We start from the raw sequence: 25913 nt of genomic DNA, 5'->3' as shown, positions 1-25913 counted from the left end.
CAGCCTCCCGCTGGCTTAGCCGGCATTGGCACGGATGATATCAGCGATCAGGGCATTCGCCGGCGCCAGGTCCAGCGCCAGAGCGCTACTTTCATAGGCCGGTTTGCTGCGCACGCTGGTCGCCAGCACCGCGCCTTCAGCGTTAGCCGTATCGATTTTCACCAGCGTTGACAGGCCGATGCGCAGCGGATGCTTCGCGACCTCCGCTGGGTCGAGCTCGATACGTACCGGCAGGCGCTGCACCACTTTGATCCAGTTACCGGTGGCGTTCTGAGCCGGAAGCAGGGAGAACGCGCTGCCGGTACCCATATCCAGGCCAACCACTTTGCCGTGGTAAATCACGTCATCACCGTAGATATCGGCTACCACGGTCGCTGGCTGGCCGATGCGCACGCCTGCCAGCTGGGTCTCTTTAAAGTTAGCGTCCACCCACAGATTATTTGCCGGCACGATCGCCAGCAGCGGGGTGGTGGTGGAGATCTGCGAACCGACCTGAACGCTGCGGCGTGAGACATAGCCGTCAATCGGGCTGACCACATTCGTGCGCTGCAGAGCCAGCCAGGCATCACGCAGCTCCGCCGCGCTCTGTTTTACCGCCGGCTGATTTTCCAGCGAGGTGTTGAGCACCGCCGCCTGATTGGCATTGTATTGCTGCACTGCCACATCCAGCTGTGCCCTGGCGGTGGCGACGGCATCACGCGCGTGCTGCAGATCTTCCTTACCGATCAGGTTTGCGGCACCCAGCGGTTCACGGCGGCGTAAATCCGCCTGCGCCTGGTCGAGCGCCGTTCTTTGCAAATCGATAGTGGCCTGATACTGCCTGCCGTTGATAATCAGCTGATGCGTCTGGCGCACGCTGGTGGCGAGAGCGGTTTGCGCTTTTTCAAACGCCTGCTCAGCATCCGTGCGGTCAAGCGTCACCAGCACATCGCCTTTTTTGACAAAATCAGTGTCGTCAAACCACACTTTATTGACGCTACCTGAAACCTGCGCCATCACCTGCGCCTGGTTTCCAGCAACATAGGCATCGTCAGTTTCCTGATAGTGCCGCAGCACCAGGAACCAGTAAGTCAGATAAGCCACCCCGATAATGACGAACAGCACAGCCAGGATAATCAGCGCGCGTTTACGCGTCTTCTTTTTATCTTTGGGCTGCTGCGGGTTTTGTTCCACCGCGCTTGCACTCATGGTTTTCTCCAGGTTTTCTTGCCATACGGGCTCGTCTCCATCATCACGGGTGACGAACGCCCAAGTCTAAAATGCCAGCGTGATTAGCGCTGGCATGAGGGGGCTTAAAGTAGCGGTTTCCAGTAAATGGTGTGTCGCACAATATGCTATTACGGGAACTATTAACGAGAGAGTGAGGCGACCACTTCTTCTTCGTCCATCTGATCCAGTCGGTTCAACAGCTTACGAGTAATCGCTTCCAGCTGTGTTTTTTCGGAACCGCTGAGCGATGACCACAGTAACTGCAGGCACTGATGCTGCGGTGGCAGCAGCTGGCGCAGGAACTCGTTTCCTTTAGGCGTCAAATGCAGGTGCAGGCAGCGGCGATCGTTATCGCTTTCACGGCGTTCAATCCAGCCACGTTTTTCCAGTTCATCAGCAATACGGGTGGCGTTGGTACGGGAAGATCCGAGAGCGGAGCTCAGCTCTGACGGTTGAATGCTGTGGTCTTCCTGTGCATCCAGCGTAATCAATGCCATAAACAGCGTCTCGTTAATCCCCTGAGCCTTGAGCATTTTATTGCGATTTTCCAGCAATTTACTCTGCATATGCATACAGAGACGCGTCAGCATAATCTCCTGAAGGGGGAAATCTTTCTGACGGTTAGCGCGAAAATTTAGCATCTGTTCAATAGGGGTAAACGAACTTTCCATTCTGAAGGAACCTCACTAGTTGCAACTGGTATAGTAACGATGATGACTAATAAAGTAACGCGACATTTCGCCAGCCTGTGATGGTGTTCACTATGCTGCTGTCATCATCAGTAGTTTCCAGGTCTTTCCATAACCCAGGGCGCTTAGTGCGCGAAAGAGCAATGCTGTGCATACAATGGGGTACACAGCAGGCCAAAAACCGATTGGGCTGGCACAAGTTGGTGATGGAGCAGTATTAAAATGGGACAGTAACCCGGTAACAAAATTAGTGAATTACCCGAGCGCTTTTTACGCAATAACTGAATAATTTCACGTGAAAAAATAACCAGCCTGAATAAATTGCGCATAACCTTACCAGAGTGCGAAATGCGTTAACAGGCCGTGGTGTCTGAAAAAACTTCATTTTTTCCGCAAAAAATCATTGGCCAGCGCCCTGGAAATCAAGCCGTACCACCCGTTAAAAAGGTTAAGTAAGGTTAACAAAACACCGATTGTACAAACCTTATACCCGGCTGAACGATCGCACTCAGATGAGTAATGTGCCCGGCCTGCAGCGGCAGGTCGAGTAGCAGAATCCCGATAATCAGGGCCAGCAGTGGATTGGGCATCGTGGTAACAGGCGAGGGGCAGAGCACTAGCGGCAGAGACTGGCGCAATCTGGACGAGATTAAGGCCAGAGCGGGAGGCGTTCATGACAATCTATGTGGACTAAAGAAATGTCTCATAGGCTAATAGTAATCCAGAAAACTATTTTACTCACATGATAATTGACAGGACAAACCAGTTGTCCGCCTGGCAGGATAACCGTAGGGGGTGACCGCTTTTCGGGTCGCCCCGAATTTAGGATTGTAGCGCCATAAGGTCGACCGAAAAAGAAGGTCGACCCCTACGAAAATCCTATTGGCCACGCGGACTCAATGCATGGGTCGACCGAAAAGAAGGTCGCCCCCTGCGAAAATCCTATTGGCCACGCGGACTCAATGCATGGGTCGACCGAAAAAGAAGGTCGACCCCTACGAAAATCCTATTGGCCACGCGGACTCAATGCATGGGTCGACCGAAAAGAAGGCCGCCCCCTACGAAAATCATCCTGGCCACGCGGACTCAATGCATGGGTCGACCGAAAAGAAGGTCGCCCCCTGCGAAAATCCTATTGGCCACGCGGACTCAATGCATGGGTCGACCGAAAAGAAGGTCGCCCCCTGCGAAAATCCTATTAGCCACGCGGACTCAATGCATGGGTCGACCGAAAAGAAGGTCGCCCCCTGCGAAAATCCTATTGGCCACGCGGACTCAATGCATGGGTCGACCGAAAAGAAGGTCGCCCCCTGCGAAAATCCTATTGGCCACGCGGACTCAATGTAGGGGGCGACCGCTTTTCGGGTCGCCCCGCGTTAACCGGTAATCAAGGCTGATTTATTTACCCGCAGCCAGCGCGTCTTTCACCCAGCCATCGAACTGGGCCTGATGCGCTTTGATCCAGCCGTCAACGTGAGCATTAATATCCGCTTCGGAAGACTGGCCCTGGTGCATACGCGAGTTCTGCGCATTGATATCGGCAATCGGCAGCTTCATCTCGGCAAACAGCTTCGCCGCGGCTGGATTCTTCTCCGCCCAGGCTTTGTTCGCCACGATATGCATGGTGTTCACCGGGAAGCCATAGTTCGCCCCGTTCGGCAGCCTGGTATCCACATCTTTCTGCTCGCCCGGCATGGAGGAGAATGGCACCTGCAGCCACACCACATCACGGCCCGGAACCAGTACATCGCTTACCCAGTACGGCGTCCAGGTGTAATACAGCACCGGCTTGCCCTCTTTAAAGCGGGTGATGGTATCGGCAATCATCGCCGAATAGTTTCCCTGGTTATGCTCCACGGTGTTGCTCAGGTCGTAGGCTTGTATCTGGTGATTAATCACCGCTTCACAGCCCCAGCCAGGCGTACAGCCGGTCAGATCGGCTTTGCCGTCTTCGTTGGTATCAAACAGTTTGGCGATTTTCGCATCTTTTAGCTGGTCGATACGCGTAATGTGGTACTTCTCAGCGGTTTTTTTGTCGATCAAATACCCCTGCGCCGCGCCCTGCACATAGGTGCCCTGGCGATAGAATTTGGCATCGCCGCCGGCGGCCTTATACATATCATCATGCAGCGGCTGCCAGTTGGTGGCGATAAACGTCGTATCACCTGCGGCGATCGAGGTGTAAGCCACGTTATAGTCAACTTCACTCGGGTCATCGACGGTGTAGCCGAGCTTCTCCAGCGCGCGGCTCACCAGCAGCGTCTGGAATGTCTCTTCGGTGATGGTGCTCTGAGCCGGCTTAACGGTAATGCCTTTACCCGGTAAATCGGCGGCAGAAACCTGAACGGTAGCCAGAGTGGTGAATGCAGCGGCCAGCAAGGTCATCTTGCGCATAGTTATTCCTTTTTATCATGGGTCTTGCGGAGGAGGCAGGCGGCGCGCAACGGGCGCCGCCGGAAGCGTTATTTGACGAACGGGCGGGTAATCAGCCCCAGAGGACCGCTGGCGTACCAGCGGCGGTTACCGCGGCTGCGGCTGTCACGGCCAAGTGACTGGGTCAGGCGGTCGAGGATAATCGCCAGAATCACGATGCCGACGCCACCGACGGTTGCCAGCCCCATATCGAGGCGGCCAATCCCGCGCAGCACCATCTGGCCGAGGCCGCCCACGGCGATCATCGAGGCGATAACCACCATCGACAGCGCCAGCATCAGGGTCTGGTTAACCCCGGCCATAATGGTCGGCATCGCCAGCGGCAGCTGTACTTTAAACAGCATCTGGCGCGGGCTGGCTCCGAAGGATTCTGCGGCTTCCACCAGATCGGCGGGTACCTGCTTAATCCCCAGAATGGTCAGGCGCACAATCGGCGGCAGGGCGAAGATAATGGTCACCACCACGCCGGGTACGTTACCGATGCCGAACAGCATCACGATAGGCACCAGGTAAACAAACGCCGGAGTGGTCTGCATCGCATCGAGCAGTGGACGAATAATCTTTGCCGCACGTTGGCTGCGCGCCAGCCAGATGCCAAGCGGCAGCCCGATAATAATGCAGAACAGCAGGGCGGTCAGCACCAGCGCCAGCGTCACCATGGCCTGCGACCAGGCACCAATCGCGCCAATCGCAATCAGCGACACCAGGGTGGCGATGCCCATGCCGAGGCTGGAGAGCTGCCAGGCAATAAGCGAGAAGACTATAATCGCCACCGGGGCCGGCATGCCCAGCAGCATGTGCTGAAAGGCGCTGAGGATATAGTCCACCGGCAGGCGGATCCCCTGAAACAGCGGGCGGAAGTGGGAAACGATCCAGTCAATCGCCGTGGTTACCCAGCCGTCGAGTGGGATCAGCGTTTTGTGAAACGGGTCAAGAATATTGAAGTGCTCGGCCTGCGGAGCCGGAGCGTTGTTCAGCCAGTCGCTGCCGCTGGTCGCCGCGTCATGCCCGCCGCCGGAGGGAGTGCCCCAGGCGTCCGAACTGCCGCCTGCTGCCGCATCGGGTGCGGGCTGGCTGGTGGCGGTATCCGAGGGAGAACCCCACGGATCGCTGCTGCTGGTGGCCGTGCTACCGTCAGCAGGTGCGCGGGTGGTCTGGGCGCTGGTGTCCCACGGATTACTGGTTTGCTCGCTCATGCCTGACCCCCGTCACGATCTAATGCCTGCAATAACATGCCTTTGGAAATAATGCCGATGTACTGACCCTCGTCGCCGGTAATCGGCACCGCGCAGGGTGCCTGCGCCACGTGGGAGAGCAGATCGCTCAGCGAAGTCTCGGCCGCCACCGGCGTCGGGCTTGCCAGCATCGCCTGGTCCAGCCCTTCACCGGCGGCCAGCGCGGCCTTCAGCGAGTCAATCGATACGGTGCCGACAAAGCGCTGTTTTTCCAGCACGTAGCCATACTCGCGGTCATTATCCTGCAGCAGTTTGATTGCCGAGCGCGGGCCGAAGCCGGGCGCTTTACGGATCAGCGCGGCGGCACTGCGGCGGGCGATATCTTTTGCGCTAAATACCTGGCTGATATCGACGCCGCGGAAGAAGGTGCGCACGTAGTCATTGGCCGGATTATTCAGGATCTCATCCGGGGTGCCGACCTGCACCACTTCGCCGCCCTGCATAATGGCAATGCGGTCGCCAATGCGCATCGCTTCGTCGAGATCGTGAGAGATAAATACGATAGTGCGCTGATGGCGCGACTGTAATTTCACCAGCTCATCCTGCATTTCGGTACGAATCAGGGGATCGAGCGCGGAGAAAGCCTCATCCATCAATAATATGTCGGGGTTAATTGCCAGCGCACGCGCTAATCCAACGCGCTGACGCATCCCGCCGGAGAGTTCATCGGGATAAGCATGAGCATAATTATCCAGACCCACCTGGCGCAGCGCATCCATGGCTTTATCCTGGCGCTCCTGTAACGGGACGCCAGCTAATTCCATGCCGAAGGCGGTATTATTTAACACGTTCATATGTGGCATCAGTGCGAATGACTGGAATACCATGCTGATTTTATTTCTGCGGACTTCGCGTAATGCGCTATCAGATATTTTTGCAATATCTTCGCCATCAATGATGACCTGGCCGCGGGTGGGTTCTATCAGACGATTGAGAAGGCGAACCATGGTGGATTTCCCTGAGCCGGATAACCCCATGATGACAAAGATCTCGCCTTCTTCAATGGCCAGACTGGCGTCTTTCACGCCAAGAGACAGGCCGGTTTTCTCCAGCAGTGCCTCTTTACTGATCCCTTTTTCAATATGCTTAAATGCGCGCTCGGGATTTTCCCCAAAGACTTTATATAAATTCTTAACTTCTAATTTAATAGCCATGCATTAATTCATTCCCGGTTATTGGTGGGTTTTATTATATTATCTCTTCTGTGTGGTCAAATATTATCGGCCTATACCGTAGCACACTCAGAATCTGAGACAACCCTAAATGGCCAGATCAAAAATGCATAATGAGATGTCCGTCCTGGCTAATGCCAGAGCGGGTAAGGGATTGCAGCGGATTGAGCGAGGGTGAAAAAAATGAATATTCTGTTGAGAATGGTCCTGGTAGGGCCGTAATTGGTGTGTAATTGGGGAGGGATACGCGGAAAATAATCGTCAGAAAACTGTCATATTTATCTCAATAATCGGCAGGTGAATGGCTGAAATTTAATGACTAATAAAACTGGGGGGCGGCGAAAAATGGCTGCCGTCGGCAGCCACTGCTGAAGAGATTAAAAGTTCCAGTCTTCATCTTCGGTATCGACCGCTTTACCCATCACATAGGAGGAGCCGGAGCCGGAGAAGAAGTCGTGGTTTTCATCGGCGTTTGGCGACAGCGCCGAGAGGATAGCCGGGTTAACATCGGTCATCTCAGAGGGGAACAGCGCCTCGTAGCCGAGGTTCATCAGCGCCTTGTTGGCATTGTAATGCAGGAACTTTTTCACCTCTTCCTGCCAGCCGACGCCTGCGTACAGCGCATCGGTATATTCAATTTCGTTTTCATACAGCGCCAGCAGCAGTTCAACGGCGAACTGTTGCAGCTCCTCTTTGCGCTGCGGCGTCTCTTTTTCCAGGGCTTTCTGATACTTGTAGCCGATGTAGTAACCGTGAACAGCCTCATCTTTGATAATCAGACGGATCAGATCGGCGGTGTTAGTCAGCTTGCCGCGGCTCGACCAGTACATCGGCAGGTAGAAGCCAGAGTAGAACAGGAACGATTCGAGGAACACGCTGGCGATCTTCTTCTTTAGCGGGTCGTTTTCGTAGTAGTGCTGCAGAATGATCTCGGCCTTGCGCTGCAGCGGGGCATTCTCTTCGCTCCAGGCGTAGGCGGCATCAACATCGCTGGTGTGGCACAGCGTGGAGAAGATCGAACTGTACGAACGGGCATGTACCGCTTCCATAAAGCTGATGTTCGACATCACGGCCTCTTCATGCGGCGTCAGCGCATCGGCCATCAGCGCCGGAGCGCCGAGGGTGTTCTGGATGGTATCGAGCAGCGTCAGGCCGGTGAACACGCGGATGGTCAGCTGTTGCTCATCGGCATTCAGGGAGTTCCACGCCGGAATATCGTTAGACAGCGGTACCTTTTCCGGCAGCCAGAAGTTGCTGGTCAGGCGGTTCCACACTTCCAGATCTTTCTCGTCTTCGATGTTGTTCCAGTTGATGGCGTGAACTTTTTTTAATTTCATGGTGTTGTTCCTGGGCGGATCCTGGTGGGGCAGGCATGCCTTACCCTACGCTATGCGGTGCGTTATTCGTAGGGGCGGGGCATGCCCCGCCCGCAGCGTTGTTTTTACAGTGAGCAGGAGACGCAGCCTTCCACTTCGGTCCCCAGCAGGGCCATCTGGCGCAGGCGGATGTAATAAAGTGTCTTTATCCCTTTCTTCCACGCGTAAATCTGCGCCTTATTGATATCGCGCGTGGTGGCGGTATCGCGGAAGAACAGCGTCAGCGACAGCCCCTGATCGACATGGCGCGTTGCCTCCGCGTAGGTGTCGATAATCGCTTCCGGGCCAATGTCATAGGCATCACGGTAAAACTGCTGATTATGGTTATTCATAAACGGAGCAGGGTAGTACACCCGCCCGGTCTTGCCCTCTTTGCGGATCTCAATGCGCGACACAATCGGGTGAATACTCGACGTGGCGTGATTGATATACGAGATTGAACCGGTCGGCGGGATCGCCTGTAAATTCTGGTTATACAGGCCGTACTGCATCACCGACTCTTTCAGCTCGCGCCACTGCTGCTGCGTCGGGATGGCAATCCCGGCTGCGGCAAACAGCTCGGCAACCTGCGAGGTGCGCGGCTGCCAGCTCTGCTCAACGTACTGATGAAAGTATTCACCGCTGGCATAGCGCGAATCGCTGAAGCCGCTGAAAGTGCTTTCCCGCTCGCGCGCCAGCAGGTTTGAGGTTCGCAGCGCGTGATAAGTGATGGTGTAGAAGTAGATATTGGTGAAATCCAGCCCGGCTTCGGAACCGTAGTGGACACCTTCGCGTGCCAGGTAACCGTGCAGGTTCATCTGCCCGAGGCCAATAGCATGCGACTGGGCATTCCCCTGTTCAATCGACGGCACTGAATGGATGTGGCTCTGATCGGAAACCGCCGTCAGGCCGCGTACCGCAATCTCAACCGTGCGGGCAAAGTCCGGCGAATCCATGGTGTGCGCAATATTCAGCGAACCCAGATTACAGGAGATATCCTTGCCGATGCGGCGATAGCTGAGGTCATCATTGTATTCGGTGGGGGTGTTGACCTGCAAAATTTCCGAACACAGGTTGCTCATGTTAATGCGCCCGTGGATCGGGTTAGCGCGGTTCACCGTGTCTTCAAACATGATGTACGGATAGCCGGACTCAAACTGGATCTCGGCCAGCGTCTGGAAAAATTCACGCGGGTTAATAAAGGTGCGGCGAATGCGCTCGTCGGCCAGCATCTCTTCATACTTTTCGCTGATGCTGATATCGGCAAACGGCAGGCCGTAAATACGCTCAACGTCATAGGGTGAGAACAGCGCCATGGGCTGGTTATCTTTCGCCAGCTGGAAGGTCACATCCGGGATCACCACGCCGAGCGACAGCGTTTTAATGCGGATTTTCTCATCGGCATTTTCGCGCTTGGTGTCGAGGAAGCGCAGGATATCAGGGTGGTGCGCATTCAGATACACCGCGCCAGCACCCTGACGTGCGCCGAGCTGGTTGGCGTAAGAGAACGCATCCTCCAGCATCTTCATCACCGGGATCACGCCGGACGACTGGTTCTCGATGCGCTTGATCGGCGCGCCGGATTCGCGCAGGTTAGAGAGCAGGAACGCCACGCCGCCGCCGCGCTTGGAGAGCTGCAGGGCTGAGTTCACCGCGCGGCCAATCGACTCCATATTGTCTTCAATGCGCAGCAGGAAGCAGGAGACCAGCTCACCGCGCTGCTGCTTGCCGCAGTTGAGGAAGGTGGGCGTTGCAGGCTGGAAACGCCCGGACAGGATCTCATCGGTAAGCGCGTGCGCCAGCGCCTGGTCGCCCTGGGCCAGCGTTAGCGCCACCATGCAGACGCGCTCGGTGAAGCCTTCCAGGTAGCGCTTGCCGTCGAAGGTCTTCAGCGTATAGCTGGTGTAAAACTTCCACGCGCCGAGGAAGGTCTGGAAGCGGAAACGGCGCTCATAAGCCTGCTGGAACAGCGAACAGACGAACTCAAACGGATAGGCATTCAGCACGTCGGCTTCGTAATAGCCTTCGGAAACCAGATACTGCAGGCGTTCAGCAATGGAATCGAACCGCACGCTGTTAGGGATCACGTGCTGGATAAAATACTGGCGCGTAGCCTCGCGATCTTTTTCAAACTGAATATGGCCTTCGGCATCGTACAGATTAAGCATCGCGTTGAGCGCGTGATAATCGGCAGTGGCCGGCTGGGCCTCTATGAGTGTGCTGTCTGTCGCTGCCAAAATTGGGTTACTCCGTGGTAAACGTTAGCGATATCGTCAGCGGTGCCCATCAGCTCAAAGCGATAGAGGTAAGGCACCTGACATTTACGCGCAATAATGTCGCCAGCCAGGCAAAAAGCCTCGCCAAAATTGCGGTTGCCAGCGGCGATAACGCCGCGGATCAGCTGACGATTGTGGGTGTCATTCAGAAACTGAATTACCTGTTTAGGCACCGCACCCTGAGCGGTGCCGCCGCCGTAGCTCGGCACTATCAGGATGTAAGGTTCATCGACCTGCAGGCGCTGAGCGTTATCCAGCGGGATACGCCGGGCTGGCAGATCTAAACGGGTAATAAAACGATGGGTGTTTTCTGACAGGCTGGAGAAGTAGACCAGCGTTGTCATGAGCTTATCCCCGCGTCTGTGCCAGCTGGCTCAGGGCCTGGATTTTGTCCGGGCGGAAGCCGCTCCAGTGGTCCTGCTCCGCCATGACCACCGGCACCTGACGGTAGCCCAGCGATTTCAGCGCGTCCACGTGGGTCGGCTCGTGGTCCAGATTAATCAGCTGATAATCAATCCCTTTCTTGTCCATCGCGTTTTTTGTTGCATTGCACTGGACACAGTTATCTTTAGTGTAAATAATAATGCGCATGATTCGTATTTACCTTGATGGCTGTTTGACTGGCTTAACAGGCGCTTTCTGGTAACACTACTGGCGCCGCCGCGACCACAACTTGTTGCGTGGTCTTGATGGAGTAAATACTAGATATAGCGATGCCGAAATGCAACCACACAACATATAGTATTTTTGCATTTGGTAATCCACCTCGCATCCAGCCCTTGTGCCGCAAGGTTTGCGTCAGATAAAAAATTTTCAGGCAATAAAAAAGCCCGCAGCTTTCGCCACGGGCCGATGATCAATCAGTTAAATTTTGCCAATAATCAGCGTGAGGATGTGGTCGTCGCGATCAGTGCACCGATAAAAATACCCAGCGCGGTACCAATGCCAACTCCGTGCCAGGGTTTGTCGCGCACGTAGTTATCAACGTGTCCTGCACCGTCTTTCGCCGCCTGAGTTACGCGGTTATTACCGTGCAGCTTCGCCCGCGTCTCTTTCAACAGCGCTTCTGCGCGTGAGCGCGCGCCGTCCACTTCATCTTTGGTTTTGCTGCCGTAAGACTTCAGCAGATCGTCAAGGCTGTCCGCCAGCTGGGAAACATCCTGATTCAGGTCGATATCGTTATTTTTCGATGTCCGGTTGAACATTTTTTGCTCCCTTACTGTAAAAACCTACTATTAGTATAGAACAGCTTCACATAACGCCAACCGCCGGGCGGCGTTTATGGACTAATCCGAAAGCCCTGACTGCGCAGCCGTTGTAAGGTTGCGGGGTTTGGCAGACTGAGAGGAATAAGCATGTATCTACGACCTGATGAGGTTGCTCGCGTACTGGAAAAAGCGGGATTTGAAATGGACGCGGTTACCACAAAAACCTACGGTTATCGTCGTGGTGAAGACTATGTCTACGTCAATCGCGAGGCGCGCCTCGGGCGGACGGCACTGGTGATCCACCCGACGTTAAAGGAGCGCAGCCAGTCGCTGGCACTGGCATCATCAGACGTGAAAACCTGCGACCACTATGTGCGTTTCCCGATGTATCTGGCCGGGGAATCGAACGACCATTACGGCATCCCCCACGGCTTCAGCTCGCGCATGGCACTTGAGCGCTATCTGGAAAAGATGTTTGGCTGACTGGTGGCCAAGGCTGGAATAAGCGCCCAATTCATACGCTATTAGCCCGCTTGTTTGTTCACGCAACGCTTAGACTACTGTCATGTTGGGATAAAAGCAGGTTAACCATGAAACGGCTGATAGCAGCGCTGGCAGCAGCGTGGATGTTAAGTGGATGCGCGACGATTGTCGGCAGTGAGCGTCAGGATGTGACCCTGCAAACTCAGCCCCCGGGGGTGAAGTTTGTGGTGCAGGATGAGACGGGCATCGCGGTGGCTGAAGGCTATACGCCAAAAACCGTCAGCCTTCTTAAGTCGAACGGCAGCTACTTCGGCAAGAAAAAATACCGGGTGATGCTGGAACGGCCTGGCTACGTGCCGCAAACCCTGCCGCTGAAAGAGAGCCCGAATCTGTGGTATCTGCTCGGCAATATTCCCCTGCTTGGCTTCCCCGGCTGGCTGGTGGTGGACCCGTTCTACGGGGGAATGTATAAAATTGAGCCGGAAATCCTGCAAACCATCATGAACCCGGTGGGCGCGCGCGGCTAAGCGGATAAACGATTCAGGCCGGAGCGATCCGGCCTGATGGTTTACTGCGCCGTTGGATTGACCATGGCGTGCGGTGGCCGGAAGCGTTCCAGATACTGATGCTGGAAAATACACATGCGAATGGTATTGCGGTACTCGCCGTTGATAAAGAATTCGTGGATCAGCTCCCCTTCAATCTCAAAACCCAGCTTGCGATAAATATGAATGGCCTTGGCGTTCTCTTTATCGACGATCAGGTAAAGTTTATAGAGGTTCAGCACCGAAAAACCGTAATCCATCGCCAGTCTGGCCGCCTTTGTTGCCAATCCTTTACCCTGATGACTCGGGGCAATAATGATCTGAAACTCGGCGCGACGGTGGATATGGTTGATCTCCACCAGTTCTACCAGCCCGGCATTGCTGCCGTCATGTTCCACCACAAAACGCCGTTCGCTCTGGTCATGAATATGCTTGTCGTACAGGTCAGACAGCTCAACAAAGGCCTCATACGGCTCCTCAAACCAGTAGCGCATCACGCTGGCGTTGTTGTCTAACTGATGGACAAAACGCAGATCTTCACGCTCCAGCGGGCGCAGCTTAACGCTGTGGTCGACGGACTTCGCAGACATAAAAATTCCTTTTTGCAGAGGCAATATTGCCGGCCCGAGTATAGCGTTTTAGCGGGCACAAAAAAAACGCGCCTTCAGGCGCGTTGAATCATCGTTTGTAGGGGCCGATCCTCTTTTTCGATCGGCCCGTGACCCAGGCAATACGTAGGGGCCGATCCTTTTTTTCGATCGGCCCGCGATCCAGGCAGTACGTAGGGGCCGATCTTTTGTTTCGATCGGCCCGCGATCCAGGCAGTACGTAGGGGCCGATCTTTTGTTTCGATCGGCCCGCAGCGGGTTATCAGAAGTTGTAACCCACCACCACGTAATAACCGAAGCCGTTCGACTTCACGTTAAAGTTGCCCTTGCCGAAGTTCAGCTCGGTGCCATCTTCCCACTGGCCGCCGTTGTGGAAGTAACGCGCCACGAACGAGTAGTGCCAGTGGTCATAGCCGAGCGAGAGAATATGGCTGGAAGCAATCGAGTTGCTGGTGCGACCGGCGGTATCACCGAGGTCAGAACCCCAGTCAAAATTGGTAAAGCCAATGTAGCTCAGGTTGCCGCCCCACACCTGGGTCAGCGGTACAAAGTATTTCACCTTGAAGCGGTAACCGTCCCAGCTGTCTTCGTTGGCAGCAGTGTAGTTTTCCCACTGATATTTCGCATACACGTTCAGCGACAGGCCGATATCAGAATGGGTGTCGATATCGGTGCCCAGGCCCATATACCAGGTATTCTGGCGGTTGGCCTTATTGTCACCCATATCGTAGATATAGTTATTCGCGAAGTACCACTCTTTAAACGGACCGAATGCCAGGCTGGTGCCGGTCAGTTTGTCGATCGAGAAGCGCGGTTCGATCTCCATAAAGAACGGTGAGCCATCGTCCCATGCGCCAACGTCATTGCCGTTACCCACGCCGAAGAATTTAGGTACGTCGATATAGCCGTAGAAATCGAACCAGTCTTTGTGGGCGAAGGCTTCATATTCCAGATACAGGTCATTATTCAGCTGCGGCCCGAAGCGGGTGTGATAGCTGCCCACCACGTTTACGCTCTGGTGCCACCAGTCAGAAACATATTCCGGGTTGCTATCTTGTGCAAAAGAAACGTTGGTATAAGAGAGCGCGGCCAGCGCACCAGCCATCATAATTTTATATTTCATTATTATTACCACATGCTCTGTGACCCTGCGCGGCAGCCAGCACGACGATCGGGTTACGGTTTCTACGGGCGACGATGGGTGATTATTGATGCGACGAAAACACCCGCCTTGAATGCAGCGGCAGTGTGCCGCGAACAGGCTATAAGGAAATAGAGATCGCTCACACTTGTCAAATTCTGTTTCATTTCAATTCAGTTAAAGTGTGATGTGCATCACGTTTATTTGCATGTGGAGGGGAACTTTCTGGCAAAAGGGCTTTTGCCTGCTTTCTCACCAGAGTAATCGGTTGCCTGGTGAGATCCGCAGCGGAAAGCAGCAAGCAGCGATCCAGGGGAGAACGGCGAGGGCAGAAAATGAACGCTCAGACATAACTTTATCTTATGAAAAACAACGCGATAATGGCGATAAAATACTCATTTACAGCGCTGGCCGATACGCAGCAGCCGGCGGCGGTCGACCTCATTTGCCTGCTGCGCCAGCGTGGCAAAATCGGCAAACCGATAGAAAATCCTGGGGCTTTTGGGCGCGGGCAGCTGTTTCATATTGTTACCGGGCCAGATCTCCAGCCGGGCGAAAGCGTTGAGCGGATGGCCGTTAAAGCTGTCGGGTAGCGTCAGCCACAGCATCGGCACACGTTCGGCGGGGCGGGTAGGGTAGCGCAGGGCGCCCGTGAGATAGTTGCGCCGGCGTACCAGGAATTTATCCGGCAGGCGGCAGCGGCTATTCCACCACTTGCCGTCGAGCATATCGAAGTGAAAACGGGTCTGCTGCGGGCTGACTGCCTCAAGCTGCGCCAGCGCCTGCGGGATTGCCTGCGCCATTGTACGCTGATACTGCCTGAGCGTGCTGGCGCCGCCATGGTTCAACAGGTCGCTGGCAAGGCGCGCGCCAAGCAGGTTGGAATAGAGGTCTTCCGGTGAAAATGCCGACACGGCTTCAGAGTAGCCAGGTACCGACTCAAAACCGTACCACTGCGCCACCTCATGCCATACCGCCAGCTGATAAGCCAGCTGAGCGGCCATCATCACGGCCAGATGGTAGCGCGCAAGCGCAGTCGCGGGCGGGGTAAACGGCCACAGGCGGATCGTGCGCTGCCCCAGCTCATCATCAAGCCTGACGGTGAAAGCCTGGCCGAGGCGCGGCCAGATCTGGCTGAATAGCCACAGGGTATTATCGGCGGTATCGCGCACGTGGGCGAGATCGATAAAACCGCCGCGCAGCGTATAGATGATGCCGTCATGTTCGCGATTCAGACCGCTCAGCGTGCTGAGGATACTCAGTAAGTGGTCATTATAGTGATGCTGACCGCTATCGTCCGCGGCGATGACGTTGCCGATTTTGAATCCGGGAACGGGAATACCCAGCACTTTTGCCCGCACGTTATAACCGAAGGCGCAGCAGGGGCGCAGGCCCTGCGGGGCGGGCAGCTTGGCTATCACCGGCCAGACCACGCTGGCGACTGCGGCCGGGCCTTGCAGACTCGCCACATTAAACGGCATGTTCTCCAGATGCCGGGCCTGGCAGCCTGCCAGCAGCAGGTTGAATGAGAGTAAGAGACGGGCGATCAAAATGCTTCACCAACCTGGAAATAGAAACCGGAGCTGCGCTGACCGACACCGTAATCAAGCCGCACATTCATCCGTTTTTTAAACTCGAAGCGGTAGCCAACCCCAATCGAAGGGAGCCAGTGGCCATCCAGCACTTCACTCGGGCGCTGAGACATGCTGCCCGCGCCGACCCAGCCCACCACGCCATGGCGCCAGCTCAGTTTTTTCCGCAGTTCGAGCTGGGTAGTCACAATATTTCGCGCGCGAAAGCGCCCCTGATAATAGCCGCGCAGGTGGCGACTGTCGCCCAGCGAACCCAGCATGGTCCACGGCACCTGCCCGGTCGCGAGGCGGCTATACAGCTCCCAGGCCAGCAGCGTGGAGTCATTAAGCGGGTGGTAACGGTCATACTGCAGATCCCAGACCTTAAGGCGGTTATCGCTGCCCAGCGAAGGGAGGTAATCGGTGTAATGGATGTTCAACACCTGTCCCTGCGACGGGTTAGCGATAAAATCGCGCGTGTCATAGCTGAACAGCAGGCTGAAGCCGGAGTTTAGCTGATCCAGCGCGACGGGGTTGCGCGAAAAGCCGCCCGATGGCTTATCCTGCAACGCGGAAGCACGCTCCCATGAAACCGCCCAGCCAAGCCCGGCATAGGTGTTGGCGCGCAGCCGATAAAGCAGCTGTGGCGTGGCGTTAAAACGGCTGGAGTCATATTTTTGCCTGTCGTGGCGATGGCGCCCTTCACGATAGCCCCGCCCCCAGTAGTAGAGCGGGCGATGGCTGAGGTCACCCTCGATATAAAACCGCCACTGGTCATGGTGAAAAAAGGTGTCATTCTCGTACCCGAAGCCGAAAGCCCCGGTCGAACTGACAAAGCCTGTCAGAGCCAGCGACGAGAGCGGTGTGTTTTCCTGCTGCCGATCGGGCCGGTACAACCCGACAGCCGCAACGCCAATACCGATGCCCAGTTCCGGGGTATAAAACGGACCGGGGACGATGCCCCAGTCAATGCCTTTCGCGGTATTCACCTGCTGGTCTGACCCCAGTTTTGCCAGGTAATGATCGACGGTCACCCTGCTGGGCAAAAAATTGGCCTGCGCGATCGGGGAAATAGAGAGCAGGCCAAATAACAGCGAAGAGTTTATTCGCATACTCAGAAGCGGAACTCGCCGCCCAGCATCACGCTGTTACGCTTCTCGAACCCGGCTTCAGCGGTAATATTAAAGTTACGGGTTATTTCATATTGCCCACCGACCAGAATATTCCACGGTGACTGCAAGTGCTGCTTCACCCGGAAGCGGCCCTTATCGTCCTGGTTAACAAATTTAACCAGTCCGGCTAACTCAGCAGGCATATGCAGGTTGCTGATATTGCCACGAAAGTCCTGTGAGACATCCTGATACATGGTGCCAACCCACAGGCTGGCATGGGACTGCGGAATATTGAACCTGTCGGAACCCGGTACGGTAAAGCGATAGCCTACGCGCGGCGTGAAGGTGAAGGCATGGGTGTTACCATCCAGAATATCGAAATCGGTGCGGGTATAGTTAAAATCGAGCGTGCCAAACCAGTCATGATAGCCATAGGCCAGGGTGGTGCCTGCGCCATAGGTGGTGCCTTTAAATTTAAGCTTAAAATCGAGGTCTTTATACAGAACCTGAGCGCCCGCTGCCACCGTATCAATCCGGGAAACGGAAGAGCCTTTGGTATGCCCTACGATGCCGTATATGTTCATAAACGGGAATAGCCAGGTATCCAGGCGCGCGGTGTGCGTCTGGCTTTTCTCACGGGTGTGTCCAACGTCGATCTTAAAATTATCGCTCGGTAGCGGCGTTCCGAATAGTGACAGTCCGCTAAAGTTAATGCTGTTTACCTTAATATTTTGGTGCATATCCATATAGTTATAACCAATCCCGTAAGGATCGGGCAGGTCATAACCGCGCTGGCGAATTTCCTCACCAAAGAATGGCAGTGGACCGGTGGTTTCACCAAACAGATCGGGCGCTCTGGCTGGCTTCGGTTCCTGACTCAGTGCAGAGGGATCAGGCGCGTGACGATAATCAAGTGCGAGCGGGTGTTTCTCAGCATTGGGAATAGCGGCGAACACCATTGATACGGGAGCAGAGCTTAAAAAAAGCCCGATAAGCATATTGGCCTTTTTGCGTGAGTGCTGGTTCATTATTACAATCCATGTATAGCGTTAAGGGGATGTGGTGCGCAGAAGTCTATATGAGTTTTATAAAAATAATTACGCCATAAAATGCGCTTGGGTTGAACTTTTTGGCTATCCCAACGTTCAATGCTAATGCTAGTTACTACGGGTTAATCTTATTCTTAAATATTTGAATTCTACCGTTCCGGCAGCCAGTCTGGGCGAGGAGTATTCATGGTATAACTCACCATCATCTTTGGACTCTTTTACGGACTTAAAATAATCGATGAGTTGTTTTTTAGGCTTAAACGGACGCAGATCAAAAAATTAACTGAGCGTTTCCACAAATAAAAGGATTAAGGCGTTTCGCATGGAACGATTCAGCTTTCACTTAACGTAAGTGAAATAGCAAAGCAGAAAAGAAAATGATTTGCACGCATGATTCCATTGATTCAGCAAGTGATGTAATGCAGCGATATTTTTTATGCGCCCGCTTCCAGAATTAAATACGGGTGAGGGAATGTGTTTGCGGCAGCAGGCTGCGCTTGTCAGGATAAACTCACGTCGGCTAAATACCGCGTCAGGCCTGGCGTCCTTGGCAAAACTATTTTCTCCCGGCGGCAACCCGGTAATTCACCGTCAGCTGATTGCGCAGAATGGTCAGCACTGGAAACAGCGGGCCGCGCGACTGGGCGTAGTAGGTAAAATAAAACGGTCCGCTTACCGGGAAGGAAGCCGGCATTGCCAACTCACCGGAAAGTGCAGGCAGCGCCATGCAGCGTTGCGCGCTGCACAGCGTGATTTTCAGATCCGGCGGCGGCGTGTGGCTGGGGGTAATGCGCCATGCCACTCGCACTCCCACCGCGCCGGCGGGGAGGGAACCGGAAGGGGTAATCGGTTCGCTTTTCACCTGCTGTTTACCCATTGATATTATCCCACCACGGCTCTGACTGCCCCAGGAACCGCCTGCGGCCTCTGCGGCCAGCGGTGCTGCCAGCAGCAGCCAAAGCCAGGCCTTCATCAGCGGCCACCAATCATATAGGTCATGCGCACGTTGCGCTGGCTGCTGATCTCCTGGCTCGACAGCACCACCAGCTGCGGGAAGATACGGCGCAGATAGCGTGAAAGCATCAGGCGCAGCATCGGGTTGACCAGCATCACCGGCGGCGCGCCAATACCCTCCTGGTGCTGCAACGCCAGCTCGGTCTGCTTCATCAGGTTTTCAGCAATGCCGGGTTCAATGGCGCTGCCGCTTTGCGTGGCCTGCATCAGCAGCTGTTCCAGCGACAGGTCGAGGCCAATAACCTGAATATCCTGGTCCGCCGGGAACCATTGGTGAGTGATGGCGCGAGCCAGGCGGGCGCGCACGCGGGCGGTCAGCTCATCGGCATCGCTGTGGCTGGTGGCAAATTCCGCCAGAGTATCAATGATGGTGCGCATATCGCGGATCGAAATACGCTCCGCCAGCAGGTTCTGCAAAACCTTATGCAGCGTGGTCAGCGTGATCACGCCGGGGATAAGATCCTCCACCAGCTTCGGCGACTGTTTGGTCAGCTGATCGAGCAGCTGCTGCGCCTCCTGGCGGCCAAACAGCTCGTCGGTATGGATGCTGATCAGATGATTCAGGTGGGTGGCAATCACCGAGCTCGGGTCAACCACCGTATAGCCAAGGGTCTGTGCCAGCTCGCGCTGGACCTCTTCGATCCACAGCGCAGGCAGACCAAAGGTCGGCTCAACGCAGGCAATGCCGGGAACATCTCCTTCGGCACAGCCCGGATTGATCGCCATAAAGCGCTCCGGCATGGTTTCACCGCGGCCAATCTCCACGCCCTTCAGCAGAATGCTATACGAGGTTGGCGAGAGGTCGAGGTTGTCGCGGATATGCACCGCCGGCGGCAGAAAGCCCATCTGCTGGGCAAACTTCTTACGGATGCCGCGCACCCGCGTTAACAGCTGACCACTTTGTTGCTGATCCACCATCGGGATCAGGCGGTAGCCCACTTCCAGCCCGAGCACGTCCTCCATCTGTACATCGGACCAGGTGGCTTCATTGACCTGCGCCGCTTCGGCCTCGGCCATCGCTTTCTCTTCGGCGCTGCCCCCGGCCACGCCGGCGCGGGCGCTCTGCTGGCTTTCGCGGCCGCGCAGCCACCAGGCGATGCCCAGCAGCGCGGCGGTAAACAGCAGGAACACCAGGTTTGGCATACCCGGGATCAGCCCCAGCAGGCCGATCACCCCGGCGGACAGCACGATGACGCGCGGAGAGGTAAACAGCTGGCTGACCATCTGCTCGCCCACGTCCTGCTCGTTGACCACGCGGGTCACCACCACGCCGGCGGCAGTCGAGATCACCAGCCCCGGGATCTGCGCCACCAGGCCATCGCCGATGGTCAGCAGGGTATAGGTTTCCGCCGCCATGCCCGCCGACATGTCGTGCTGCATGATGCCGATCATCAGTCCGCCCAGCACGTTGATCACCATGATCATCAGCCCGGCGATCGCATCACCGCGCACAAACTTGCTGGCCCCGTCCATCGACCCGTAGAAATCGGCTTCCTGCGTCACTTCCTGGCGGCGGCGCTTGGCTTCATCTTCGCCAATCAGCCCGGCGTTGAGGTCGGCATCAATCGCCATCTGCTTGCCCGGCATCCCGTCGAGGGTAAAGCGAGCGCCCACTTCGGCAATACGCCCGGCACCCTTGGTGATCACCATAAAGTTAATGATGATCAAAATGATGAACACAACGATGCCGATGGCGAAATTACCGCCCACCAGGAAGTTACCAAAGGCTTCAACTACCGCGCCTGCGGCTCCGGTGCCGGTGTGGCCTTCCATCAGGATCACCCGCGTCGAGGCGACATTCAGCGCCAGGCGCAGCAGCGTGGAGAACAGCAGCACCGTCGGGAATGCCGAGAATTCCAGCGTCTTCTGGGTGAACATCGCCACCAGCAGGATCATGATCGACAGCACGATGTTAAAGGTGAAGAACAGATCCAGCACGAAAGTCGGCAGCGGCAGGATCATCATCGCCAGGATGGTCATGATCAGCACCGGGCCGGCCAGCACCTGCCACTGGGTCTCTTTAAACTTCGGTAATCGTAACTGGGTGGCGAGATTAGCCATCACTCTTTACTCTCTTGGGCAAAATCCAGCGCGTCGGGCACGGGAAGGTTTTCAGGGGTGACAGGGCGCTGTCCAAAGCCTTTACGCCAGCGGCGCAGGCCGTAAACCCACGCCAGGACTTCTGCTACCGCGTTGTATAAATCAGCCGGAATGGGTGCGCCAATTTCGCAGTGGCGATACAGCGCACGCGCCAGCGGGGGCGCTTCCAGCATCGGAACTCTGTGGCTTTCCGCCAGTTCGCGGATGCGCAGGGCAATCAGGCCGCTGCCTTTGGCCACCACTTTTGGTGCGCCGAGGCTGCCGTCCTGATATTTCAGGGCGACAGAGTAGTGCGTCGGGTTATTGACCACCACGTCCGCATCGGGAACGTCGCTCATCATGCGCTGCTGCGACATGGCGCGCTGCATCTGGCGCACGCGGTTTTTAATCAGCGGGTCGCCTTCCTGCTTTTTGAACTCATCTTTGATCTCCTGATGGCTCATGCGCAGCTTCTTCCAGTTGCTGTAGATCTGGTAAATCACGTCAAAGGCCACCATCGGGATCAGCGACAGGATCACTGCCAGCATGCAGCCGATCAGCAGGCTGGCGATATCGCTGAGCGCCATGCCGAGCGGTTCGAAGATCAGCCGGATAAATTTCTCTTTATTCAGCAGCAGGTAAAGCCCGCCGCCGAGCGAGGCCAGCAGCACTTTTAAAATCGCCTTCAGCATCTCGGAGGCCATCTGCGCCGAGAACATGCGCTTGATGCCGCTGAGCGGATTAAGCTTTTTCAGATTCAGCTTGATCGACTTCGCGCTCAGGTTCAGCCCGCCAACAATCGGCTGTGCCGCAATTGCGGTAATAAACAGGCCGCAGACAAACGGCAGCGTGGCGAGAGATGCCTGACCGAGCAGGCTGGCAGCGCGTTGCAGCATATGCGCCGGGTCGGCCGTCAGCAGCCGATCGAAAGTCAGTCCGTTGTGCAGCAGATGCATCAGACTGCGCGCCAGGCTCTCACCGCCACCGACCATCAGCCCCCATCCCACCAGCAGCATCAGCAGCGTGGTCAGCTCTTTTGAGCGCGGGATCTGTCCATCTTCACGCGATTTCGCCAGTTTCGTGGGCGTGGGGTCTTCGGTTTTCTCGTTATCACTTTCTTGCGACATAGCGGCGGCCAGTTAACTCAGAAGCCCAGTGATTCCAGCAGATCGTCCACCTGTTCCTGCGAGGCAACGATCCCCTCAGCGGTGGTGTTGATCTGTGGGCCGTTTTTCAGATGGGCATTGTCATGCGCATTAACCGGCTCAATCTCCTGCATATTTTCCAGCAGGACGCTGATCAGCTCTTTCTCCACCACTTCTATCACATTGACCAGGCCGTGCAGCACCTGGCCGGTCAGATCCTGAAAGTCCTGCGCCATCATGATTTCGGTCAGCTGATGGTTGGTGCTGCGGGTGACGTCCGGGACCTGACGAAGGTAGGCACGCGTGGCAGTGACCAGCTCGCGCGCTTCTTCCAGCGGCTGCGGCTCGACAAACCAGGCGTCCCAGCGGGCGTTCAGTGCCGCTGCCTCGTTACCCAGTGACTCCTGCAGCGGGCGGGCGACTTCCACGCAGGTCAGCGCCCGGTCGGCAGCCTGGGAAGTCTTCGCCGCGACGTAGTCAAGGCGATCGCGGGTGTTCGGGAAGGCCTCGGCAACTTCCTGTAAGGCCTGTTCGAGGCCGAGGTTAGCCATGCTGTTGCGCAGCACGCGCGTCAGCTGACCAATGCGTAAAAAGATGTCTTTAAAATTATCGCTGCCGGGTGAATTATTCTCTGTCATTGTCATTGTCATTAACCGAGTTTTTCGAAAATTTTGCCCAGCTTCTCTTCCAGCGTGGCGGCGGTGAAAGGCTTCACGATGTAGCCATTGGCGCCGGCCTGAGCGGCGGCAATAATGTTTTCGCGCTTGGCTTCTGCCGTGACCATCAGTACCGGAAGTTTGGCCATAGCCGCGTCGGCACGAATGGTCTTCAGCAGTTCCAGACCATCGATATGCGGCATGTTCCAGTCGCTGACCACAAAATCAAATTCGGCAGCGCGCAGCTTGTTCAGCGCATCCTGGCCGTCTTCCGCTTCTTCAATGTTCTTGTAACCCAGATCCTGTAGCAGATTGCGGACGATGCGGCGCATCGTGGCAAAATCATCAACAACCAGAAAACGTAAGCTCTTATCCAACATGGTGTTATCCTGAAAATCCTCCTGCAAACGGTGGAGGTATCCCGCTGTTATTTTGCTGTTTTACTGCGGTCCGCCGGCGTGAAGCTGTCGATCAGACGCTGGCTGATATGCTGGAGATCCGTCACTTCGACCGCGGCCTGTAGCGCGATGGCTTCGCGCGGCATACCGAACACCACGCAGGTCTGCTCGCTTTGCGCCAGCGTCCAGGCTCCGGCCTGGCGCATCGCCAGCAGCCCGCGCGCACCGTCGCTGCCCATCCCGGTCAGGATCGCCCCGGCGGCGTGCTGCCCGGCGTGTTCGGCCACCGAGTGCAGCAGCACGTCGACCGAAGGGCGATGGCGGTTAACCGTCGGATGGCTGTTGAGGCGGATCTGATAGCCCTTGCCCTGGCGCGCAATCTCCATATGCCGATCGCCAGGGGCAATATAGGCGGTGCCGTTCAGCACCGGTTCGCCTTCCTCGGCCTCTTTCACCGTCATTGCACACAGCGAATTCATGCGCTGGGCAAACGACAGGGTAAAGCCCGCAGGCATATGCTGAGCGATCAGCACGGCGGGGCAGTTGGCCGGCATCGGGGTCAGTACCCGGCGCAGGGCTTCCGTGCCACCGGTTGAGGAACCGATAGCGATAATTTTTTCCATCCCGAGGTGCGGCGCACTGATGCTGTGGCGTTCGCTCGCCGCGTGCGCCCGCTGGGGGAATTCGACCCGCGCCGCCACGCGGATTTTGTCGGCTACCAGCAGTGCCCAGTGGTCGATTTCACTGTTCTGCCTGACGTCCGGCTTGGCGATAAAATCCACCGCCCCCAGCTCCAGTGAGGTGAGGGTGGCTTCGGACCCTTTGGCGGTCAGTGAGGAGACCATCACCACCGGCATCGGGCGCAGGCGCATCAGGCGTGAAAGAAACTCCAGCCCGTTCATACGCGGCATATCGATATCCAGCGTCAGCACGTCGGGGTTAAATTTCTTGATCAGCTCGCGGGCAGTGATCGGATCGGCCGCCGTCGCCACCATCTCCATATCGTGCTGCTGATTGACGACCGCCGTGATCATGTTGCGCATCAGGGCAGAGTCGTCGACGCACAGCACTCGTATCTTATTCAACGTCCTGTCTCCGTTAGTGCGTACACCGACTGTCCGCGCAGGCGGAACGGGCTTTGCCGATGGTTAAAATGCTCCGAATGGCCGACAAACAGCAGTCCGTCTGGCTTCAGCAACTGGGCAAAACGCTGGATCAGCCGCTGTTGCGTCGGCGCATCGAAATAGATCATTACGTTGCGACAAAAAATCGCGTCAAATGGGCCGGGCACATTCCAGCTGGCGTCCAGCAGATTCAGGCGCTGATAGTGGATCGCCGCGAGCAGCTCCTGCTTCACGCGCACCTGTTCACTGTTATCCCCGGTGCCGCGCAAAAAGAACTGGCGCTTTTGCGCAGGGCTAAGGCTCTGCACGTCTGCCAGGCGGTAAACCCCGGCGCTGGCGCGCGCCAGCACATCGGTATCAATATCGGTTGCCCAGATGCGCGGCCCGCCGATGGCCGGGCCGAGAACCTCATCCAGCGTCATGGCAATTGAGCACGGCTCTTCACCGGTCGAGGCCGCGGTACACCAGACGCGATAGCCACTGGCATGCTGGCGGGCATGTTCTGCCAGCGCTGGAAAGTGGTACGCCTCGCGGAAAAACGCGGTCAGGTTGGTGGTCAGAGAATTAATAAATACCTGCCATTCCGGGCTGTCCGGGCTGGATTCCAGGATCTGAATATATTCACTGAAGCGCGCTAATTTTAATTCACGCAGGCGGCGTGACAGGCGGTTAAATATCATGTCTCGCTTTTGTTCGGTGAGAACAATACCGGCACGCTGATATATCAGCTGGCTGATACGCTGTAATTCCCGGTCGCTCAGCGCGTCTGAGAGTTGGGGAGTGCGAAGCGGTACGCGCAAATTTTCATTCATGATGATGTTCGTCAATGCCTTAAACCGGCATGCTCATAACTTCCTGATAGGCGCTGAGCATTTTATTACGCATCTGCACGCCAAAGCTAAATGCCACCGATGATTTCTGCATGGAGAGCATCACATCATTCAGGCCGACATCGCTTTTTCCGGACATAAAATCCTGGGTATTTTTCTTGGCTACCTGCTGTGTCTTATTGATTTCATTGATGCTGTTAAACAAGGCGTCCGAGAATGTCGCGCCGCCCACGTTATCTGTTAACTTTCCGGCAGAGAGGAAATCAGCGGATCCCGAAATTTTCTGGGCCTGAGCGTGCATTTGCCCAATCACACTGTGAATTGATGCTGACATTATTTTTATTCCGGCTAATTAATGAATTCTGGTGCAATAAAAATTGCGCAGCTTTTAGACAGATGCATATTAACACGGGGGAGAAATTGGCGAAAAACCCGATAAGCTGACAGAACTTTGAGCTTATTTATGCTTAAAAAAAACGCCTTTAGGACGATAATACGCCCCTCAAAATTTCTCAAAATATACGTTCATCGGCTGCTGTCTTGCATCACCGGCAGGCTTGTTCGCAGGTTTTGGCTGCGTG

At 55.8% G+C, this 25913-nt stretch carries 25 protein-coding genes; 2 read left to right on the top strand and 23 right to left on the bottom strand.

Annotated features, from left to right (window positions below):
• Nucleotides 1-15 precede the first annotated feature (15 nt).
• The 10 genes from emrA to J2Y91_RS02870 all read right to left on the bottom strand — a co-directional run bounded on the left by emrA (nt 16) and on the right by J2Y91_RS02870 (nt 11574).
• The gene (emrA, locus tag J2Y91_RS02915) at nt 16-1188 is read right to left on the bottom strand and encodes a multidrug efflux MFS transporter periplasmic adaptor subunit EmrA (protein WP_048915032.1); all 1173 of its coding nucleotides are present in this window, start codon (nt 1186-1188) and stop codon (nt 16-18) included.
• Between the two features lie 161 nt (nt 1189-1349).
• A complete protein-coding gene (gene mprA, locus J2Y91_RS02910) occupies nt 1350-1880 on the bottom strand; it encodes a transcriptional repressor MprA (protein ID WP_048915033.1) in 531 nt (176 codons plus the stop codon).
• A gap of 1416 nt (nt 1881-3296) precedes the next feature.
• On the bottom strand, nt 3297-4292 hold the full coding sequence (gene proX / locus J2Y91_RS02905; RefSeq protein WP_253537245.1) for a glycine betaine/L-proline ABC transporter substrate-binding protein ProX: 996 nt from the start codon (nt 4290-4292) through the stop codon (nt 3297-3299).
• Between the two features lie 68 nt (nt 4293-4360).
• Complete coding sequence (gene proW, locus J2Y91_RS02900) at nt 4361-5527, bottom strand: glycine betaine/L-proline ABC transporter permease ProW (RefSeq protein WP_253537241.1); 1167 nt, start codon at nt 5525-5527, stop codon at nt 4361-4363.
• Complete coding sequence (proV, locus tag J2Y91_RS02895; RefSeq protein ID WP_253537238.1) at nt 5524-6720, bottom strand: glycine betaine/L-proline ABC transporter ATP-binding protein ProV; 1197 nt, start codon at nt 6718-6720, stop codon at nt 5524-5526. Before proV ends, proW begins: the two co-directional genes overlap by 4 nt.
• Before the next feature lie 395 nt (nt 6721-7115).
• Nucleotides 7116-8075 carry a class 1b ribonucleoside-diphosphate reductase subunit beta gene (nrdF, locus tag J2Y91_RS02890; RefSeq protein ID WP_133622917.1) on the bottom strand — a complete coding sequence of 320 codons (960 nt, stop codon included), beginning with the start codon at nt 8073-8075 and terminating at the stop codon, nt 7116-7118.
• Between the two features lie 104 nt (nt 8076-8179).
• Nucleotides 8180-10330 carry a class 1b ribonucleoside-diphosphate reductase subunit alpha gene (gene nrdE, locus J2Y91_RS02885; protein WP_301291988.1) on the bottom strand — a complete coding sequence of 717 codons (2151 nt, stop codon included), beginning with the start codon at nt 10328-10330 and terminating at the stop codon, nt 8180-8182.
• Nucleotides 10303-10713: a class Ib ribonucleoside-diphosphate reductase assembly flavoprotein NrdI gene (gene nrdI, locus J2Y91_RS02880; protein WP_133622919.1), complete on the bottom strand. Its 411-nt coding sequence runs from the start codon at nt 10711-10713 to the stop codon at nt 10303-10305. The genes nrdE and nrdI overlap by 28 nt, the downstream gene beginning before the upstream one ends.
• A gap of 4 nt (nt 10714-10717) precedes the next feature.
• A complete protein-coding gene (nrdH, locus tag J2Y91_RS02875) occupies nt 10718-10960 on the bottom strand; it encodes a glutaredoxin-like protein NrdH (protein ID WP_253537235.1) in 243 nt (80 codons plus the stop codon).
• Nucleotides 10961-11250: 290 nt separating this feature from the next.
• Nucleotides 11251-11574 (bottom strand): DUF883 family protein, encoded by a 324-nt coding sequence (locus J2Y91_RS02870; RefSeq protein WP_253537217.1) that lies wholly within the window; start codon nt 11572-11574, stop codon nt 11251-11253.
• Between the two features lie 150 nt (nt 11575-11724).
• Here J2Y91_RS02870 and J2Y91_RS02865 point away from each other — a divergent pair, with 150 nt between their 5' ends.
• Together J2Y91_RS02865 and J2Y91_RS02860 are read left to right on the top strand one after the other, a co-directional pair.
• On the top strand, nt 11725-12060 hold the full coding sequence (locus tag J2Y91_RS02865) for a DUF2002 family protein (protein ID WP_048915042.1): 336 nt from the start codon (nt 11725-11727) through the stop codon (nt 12058-12060).
• 107 nt (nt 12061-12167) lie between these two features.
• Nucleotides 12168-12587, top strand: a complete 420-nt coding sequence (locus J2Y91_RS02860; protein WP_048915043.1) for a hypothetical protein — start codon at nt 12168-12170, stop codon at nt 12585-12587.
• Between the two features lie 41 nt (nt 12588-12628).
• On the opposite strand, the gene speG is transcribed toward J2Y91_RS02860, so the two are convergent.
• The 13 genes from speG to fliE all read right to left on the bottom strand — a co-directional run bounded on the left by speG (nt 12629) and on the right by fliE (nt 25666).
• Complete coding sequence (speG, locus tag J2Y91_RS02855; RefSeq protein WP_048915044.1) at nt 12629-13195, bottom strand: spermidine N1-acetyltransferase; 567 nt, start codon at nt 13193-13195, stop codon at nt 12629-12631.
• Between the two features lie 280 nt (nt 13196-13475).
• Nucleotides 13476-14336, bottom strand: a complete 861-nt coding sequence (locus J2Y91_RS02850) for a nucleoside-specific channel-forming protein Tsx (RefSeq protein ID WP_253537215.1) — start codon at nt 14334-14336, stop codon at nt 13476-13478.
• A gap of 413 nt (nt 14337-14749) precedes the next feature.
• Complete coding sequence (locus tag J2Y91_RS02845; protein WP_253537212.1) at nt 14750-15904, bottom strand: DUF4056 domain-containing protein; 1155 nt, start codon at nt 15902-15904, stop codon at nt 14750-14752.
• The gene (locus J2Y91_RS02840; protein ID WP_253537209.1) at nt 15901-17037 is read right to left on the bottom strand and encodes a BamA/TamA family outer membrane protein; all 1137 of its coding nucleotides are present in this window, start codon (nt 17035-17037) and stop codon (nt 15901-15903) included. The genes J2Y91_RS02845 and J2Y91_RS02840 overlap by 4 nt, the downstream gene beginning before the upstream one ends.
• A gap of 2 nt (nt 17038-17039) precedes the next feature.
• Nucleotides 17040-18065 (bottom strand): hypothetical protein, encoded by a 1026-nt coding sequence (locus J2Y91_RS02835; protein WP_253537205.1) that lies wholly within the window; start codon nt 18063-18065, stop codon nt 17040-17042.
• A 577-nt stretch (nt 18066-18642) separates the two neighbouring features.
• Entirely contained in the window at nt 18643-19059 is a 417-nt protein-coding gene (locus J2Y91_RS02830) for a flagellar protein FlhE (RefSeq protein WP_133622925.1), read from the bottom strand.
• The gene (flhA, locus tag J2Y91_RS02825) at nt 19059-21161 is read right to left on the bottom strand and encodes a flagellar biosynthesis protein FlhA (RefSeq protein WP_253537202.1); all 2103 of its coding nucleotides are present in this window, start codon (nt 21159-21161) and stop codon (nt 19059-19061) included. The genes J2Y91_RS02830 and flhA overlap by 1 nt, the downstream gene beginning before the upstream one ends.
• Nucleotides 21161-22306, bottom strand: a complete 1146-nt coding sequence (gene flhB / locus J2Y91_RS02820; protein WP_253537199.1) for a flagellar biosynthesis protein FlhB — start codon at nt 22304-22306, stop codon at nt 21161-21163. Before flhB ends, flhA begins: the two co-directional genes overlap by 1 nt.
• 17 nt (nt 22307-22323) lie before the next feature.
• A complete protein-coding gene (gene cheZ, locus J2Y91_RS02815) occupies nt 22324-22962 on the bottom strand; it encodes a protein phosphatase CheZ (RefSeq protein ID WP_253537196.1) in 639 nt (212 codons plus the stop codon).
• An 11-nt stretch (nt 22963-22973) separates the two neighbouring features.
• Nucleotides 22974-23360: a chemotaxis response regulator CheY gene (gene cheY, locus J2Y91_RS02810; protein ID WP_099753763.1), complete on the bottom strand. Its 387-nt coding sequence runs from the start codon at nt 23358-23360 to the stop codon at nt 22974-22976.
• A gap of 47 nt (nt 23361-23407) precedes the next feature.
• Complete coding sequence (locus J2Y91_RS02805) at nt 23408-24463, bottom strand: protein-glutamate methylesterase/protein-glutamine glutaminase (protein ID WP_253537193.1); 1056 nt, start codon at nt 24461-24463, stop codon at nt 23408-23410.
• The gene (locus tag J2Y91_RS02800) at nt 24460-25314 is read right to left on the bottom strand and encodes a CheR family methyltransferase (RefSeq protein ID WP_253537190.1); all 855 of its coding nucleotides are present in this window, start codon (nt 25312-25314) and stop codon (nt 24460-24462) included. Before J2Y91_RS02800 ends, J2Y91_RS02805 begins: the two co-directional genes overlap by 4 nt.
• Nucleotides 25315-25333: 19 nt before the next feature.
• The gene (gene fliE / locus J2Y91_RS02795) at nt 25334-25666 is read right to left on the bottom strand and encodes a flagellar hook-basal body complex protein FliE (protein ID WP_133622931.1); all 333 of its coding nucleotides are present in this window, start codon (nt 25664-25666) and stop codon (nt 25334-25336) included.
• Nucleotides 25667-25913 lie beyond the last annotated feature (247 nt).

Origin of the sequence: Erwinia aphidicola (genome assembly GCF_024169515.1) — a bacterium.
Taxonomy (GTDB): domain Bacteria; phylum Pseudomonadota; class Gammaproteobacteria; order Enterobacterales; family Enterobacteriaceae; genus Erwinia; species Erwinia aphidicola.
This window is presented reverse-complemented; position numbering and strand designations above follow the sequence as displayed.

Excerpts from the sequence above, each read along its gene's own strand:
- emrA (WP_048915032.1), bottom strand. The coding sequence starts at position 1,188 with ATGAGTGCAAGCGCGGTGGAACAAAACCCGCAGCAGCCCAAAGATAAA.
- mprA (WP_048915033.1), bottom strand. The coding sequence starts at position 1,880 with ATGGAAAGTTCGTTTACCCCTATTGAACAGATGCTAAATTTTCGCGCT.
- proX (WP_253537245.1), bottom strand. The coding sequence starts at position 4,292 with ATGCGCAAGATGACCTTGCTGGCCGCTGCATTCACCACTCTGGCTACC.
- proW (WP_253537241.1), bottom strand. The coding sequence starts at position 5,527 with ATGAGCGAGCAAACCAGTAATCCGTGGGACACCAGCGCCCAGACCACC.
- proV (WP_253537238.1), bottom strand. The coding sequence starts at position 6,720 with ATGGCTATTAAATTAGAAGTTAAGAATTTATATAAAGTCTTTGGGGAA.
- nrdF (WP_133622917.1), bottom strand. The coding sequence starts at position 8,075 with ATGAAATTAAAAAAAGTTCACGCCATCAACTGGAACAACATCGAAGAC.
- nrdI (WP_133622919.1), bottom strand. The coding sequence starts at position 10,713 with ATGACAACGCTGGTCTACTTCTCCAGCCTGTCAGAAAACACCCATCGT.
- nrdH (WP_253537235.1), bottom strand. The coding sequence starts at position 10,960 with ATGCGCATTATTATTTACACTAAAGATAACTGTGTCCAGTGCAATGCA.
- J2Y91_RS02870 (WP_253537217.1), bottom strand. The coding sequence starts at position 11,574 with ATGTTCAACCGGACATCGAAAAATAACGATATCGACCTGAATCAGGAT.
- J2Y91_RS02865 (WP_048915042.1), top strand. The coding sequence starts at position 11,725 with ATGTATCTACGACCTGATGAGGTTGCTCGCGTACTGGAAAAAGCGGGA.
- J2Y91_RS02860 (WP_048915043.1), top strand. The coding sequence starts at position 12,168 with ATGAAACGGCTGATAGCAGCGCTGGCAGCAGCGTGGATGTTAAGTGGA.
- speG (WP_048915044.1), bottom strand. The coding sequence starts at position 13,195 with ATGTCTGCGAAGTCCGTCGACCACAGCGTTAAGCTGCGCCCGCTGGAG.
- J2Y91_RS02850 (WP_253537215.1), bottom strand. The coding sequence starts at position 14,336 with ATGAAATATAAAATTATGATGGCTGGTGCGCTGGCCGCGCTCTCTTAT.
- J2Y91_RS02840 (WP_253537209.1), bottom strand. The coding sequence starts at position 17,037 with ATGCGAATAAACTCTTCGCTGTTATTTGGCCTGCTCTCTATTTCCCCG.
- J2Y91_RS02835 (WP_253537205.1), bottom strand. The coding sequence starts at position 18,065 with ATGAACCAGCACTCACGCAAAAAGGCCAATATGCTTATCGGGCTTTTT.
- J2Y91_RS02830 (WP_133622925.1), bottom strand. The coding sequence starts at position 19,059 with ATGAAGGCCTGGCTTTGGCTGCTGCTGGCAGCACCGCTGGCCGCAGAG.
- flhA (WP_253537202.1), bottom strand. The coding sequence starts at position 21,161 with ATGGCTAATCTCGCCACCCAGTTACGATTACCGAAGTTTAAAGAGACC.
- flhB (WP_253537199.1), bottom strand. The coding sequence starts at position 22,306 with ATGTCGCAAGAAAGTGATAACGAGAAAACCGAAGACCCCACGCCCACG.
- cheZ (WP_253537196.1), bottom strand. The coding sequence starts at position 22,962 with ATGACAGAGAATAATTCACCCGGCAGCGATAATTTTAAAGACATCTTT.
- cheY (WP_099753763.1), bottom strand. The coding sequence starts at position 23,360 with ATGTTGGATAAGAGCTTACGTTTTCTGGTTGTTGATGATTTTGCCACG.
- J2Y91_RS02800 (WP_253537190.1), bottom strand. The coding sequence starts at position 25,314 with ATGAATGAAAATTTGCGCGTACCGCTTCGCACTCCCCAACTCTCAGAC.
- fliE (WP_133622931.1), bottom strand. The coding sequence starts at position 25,666 with ATGTCAGCATCAATTCACAGTGTGATTGGGCAAATGCACGCTCAGGCC.